2 protein-coding genes and 2 pseudogenes are annotated in these 2296 nt (G+C 45.8%); all 4 read right to left on the bottom strand.

Annotated features, from left to right (window positions below; all coding sequences use genetic code 11):
• Positions 1–340: pseudogene (locus tag QVO39_RS07465) on the bottom strand (phosphatidate cytidylyltransferase); the annotation flags it as partial.
• A 108-nt stretch (positions 341–448) separates the two neighbouring features.
• Positions 449–1555, bottom strand: a complete 1107-nt coding sequence (locus tag QVO39_RS07460; protein ID WP_018028165.1) for an endonuclease/exonuclease/phosphatase family protein — start codon at positions 1553–1555, stop codon at positions 449–451.
• 1 nt (position 1556) lies between these two features.
• Complete coding sequence (locus QVO39_RS07455) at positions 1557–2201, bottom strand: rhomboid family intramembrane serine protease (RefSeq protein ID WP_021903644.1); 645 nt, start codon at positions 2199–2201, stop codon at positions 1557–1559.
• A pseudogene (locus QVO39_RS07450) lies at positions 2176–2296 on the bottom strand (rhomboid family intramembrane serine protease); the annotation flags it as partial. The pseudogene QVO39_RS07450 and the gene QVO39_RS07455, both read right to left, overlap by 26 nt.

Genomic DNA, 2296 nt, shown 5'->3' with positions numbered 1-2296 from the left:
CACCATATCGGCTTCCCATGGTTAGTACCAGTAGACCAAGTGGTAGAGCGGTATAAAGGTGGGCAAAGAAAGCGTGCCCCAACTCAACTGAGGGCTGCCGTTGAAGCCTATAGATCTCTCCAATCAGATAGAATAGTAGGTAGCAAAAGTAAGGGAGTAGTACTAGGAGTGTCCTTTGCCAATCCCCCGAATAGTCAACCAGTGTATAGGCGGCTAAGATAGGAAGACCAGCCACCATACCATGAACAATTCTTAGGAAAAGGGCATAGAGATTGGCCCCAGTCATCAATTGATATTCGTATGAACCTAGCATGGCGAAAAGGGCTAATACCCAGGCCATTAAATCGATCCGATTGGTCAGTATGCAACCTAAAATGATACCGACATAGACAGCTCCTGTAACCGCTCGTGAGGCTAATGATTTAAGTTTCGACATACAGATATTTTGCTAATTCCACTTGAAGTCAACAATAAGTGGATTGTGATCACTATACAATTTATATTTTGGAATACTACTTCCAATCGCTTTAATTTCCCCCTCATAAAAGAGGTGGTCAATGCGGAAAGGCATAAGCCGTTCGTTGAATGAGACAGAAAGTCCTAGCCCAGTTTCGCTATAGGCATCTCTCATCCGGCTCCTTAGCTGACTGTAGGTATAGCTCATGGGCGTATCGTTGAGGTCCCCTACAACAATTGTCGCCTGAGGCTGATACTTATTCTGTAGCTTTTCCACATCCTTTCGCACCTTACTTGCCACGCTAGCCCGTTGGTTCAGTCTAGGACCCAATCGACGCTTCACCTTGATAAATTGCTGAGGTAGATCCCTTATGCTAAAGTCTTTAATATAACCTTTGTATTCCTCTACTTCCGAACTATTAAGGCTATAAGACTCTAGATGGTTATTGACCAATAGTAGAGTGCAACCCTCCTTTAATTCAATGAGGTACCCGCACGATCCATTGTGTGACGATTCATACTCAATATCCTCTACAGCCTTGATTGGAAACTTTGACAGGATGGCTTGTGTCTTGTGAACGTGTCGGTAGGGGTAGCTACTGAAAAGGCTCCTCAGCTTCCCATCTGTTGGGAATTGGTCGGGGTATAGATTTGCCTCTTGGAGAGCTAGAATGTCGGGGTCGTAGCTTTTAATTAGTTGAGGTGCTAAGAGTGTTCCCGCTTCGTCTCTGCCCAGAAAACTCTGTACGTTGTAGCTCATCACCCTGAGGTCATACTCCTTCTTTAGACCCTTACCAAAATGAATGGGGAAGTAACTAAATATATAGCCTATTGATAGGATGAATAGCAATGTATAGCAGCCGAAGTAGAGCCACTTACGACGGAGTAGATAAAAGAGCCAAAGAAGCAACAGTCCAGCTAACAATAGGGGGTAAGCAAGATTAAGAAAGGCTGGGATCTGTGTCTTAAGTGGCGAAATAAAGGGAGAGAGCACCGCCAGAATGTAGAGTGCAATAAAGAGTAGGTTTGGAATCAACTCAATAGCACGAAATGTGGTATTGAGCAGACGAATAGTCCTATCCTTACGCATCCTCTTCATATTACTTGAGCTGCTCCTGCTCCTCCCTCGTGAGTGAATGATAGCCAGAAACCCTCGTCTTTTCCACGAGTAATTCGGCAGATGGTGTCTCCCCTAAATGCTTCTTCCGCTCAGAGAAAATAACCCATAGAGTTCCCACAATATAGCCCATCAGATGTACCCCTTGAGTCACCTGCCCTAGCTTTCTTTGCGTTGCGAAGTCAAAGACGAGCACAAATAACATTGCATAGAGTAGCCACGCTCTTTTTTGGCGAACCGACTTATAGAGCACTAGTGGCACAAGGGCGGCAATGCCAGCAGAAGCACCTACCAATACGCCATCGCCTATGAGCAGAAAGAGCAAGCCCCCTGAGAGAATGCCGCAAAGAAATAGGCCCAGTACCGTACGGTTACTAATGCCACAACCCACAGAAAAGAGTAGTAGCATCAAGAGCATCCCCACATTGATTACTATATGACGCCAATAGGTATGCACAAAGCCGTAGGTCACTAGGCTCCACGGCTGGCTGAGAAAGGTACCCCCATCACTAGGAAGTACTAGCCTGCTGATAGCCCCGTTCCCCCACGATATCACTACCCAATAGAGCAGAAGTATCGGGATAAGCAGTGCAAATCGTCTATTAGTAAAAGTCTTGCCAGCCATCATCGAGTTGTCGTGCTCTAGCTCTCTTTTCCCAAAGTTTGATTAGAATAAATCCGAAGAGCATCCCCCCTAGGTGGGCAAAGTGAGCTACTCCATCT

Origin of the sequence: Porphyromonas sp. CAG:1061 (genome assembly GCF_000435035.1) — a bacterium.
Taxonomy (GTDB): Bacteria; Bacteroidota; Bacteroidia; order Bacteroidales; family Porphyromonadaceae; genus Porphyromonas_A; species Porphyromonas_A somerae.
The sequence above is the reverse complement of the archived record's forward strand: the minus strand, read 5'-3'. Positions and strand labels throughout refer to the sequence as shown.

Coding starts and splice junctions, on each gene's coding strand:
- QVO39_RS07460 (WP_018028165.1), bottom strand. CDS start 1,555: ATGAAGAGGATGCGTAAGGATAGGACTATTCGTCTGCTCAATACCACA.
- QVO39_RS07455 (WP_021903644.1), bottom strand. CDS start 2,201: ATGATGGCTGGCAAGACTTTTACTAATAGACGATTTGCACTGCTTATC.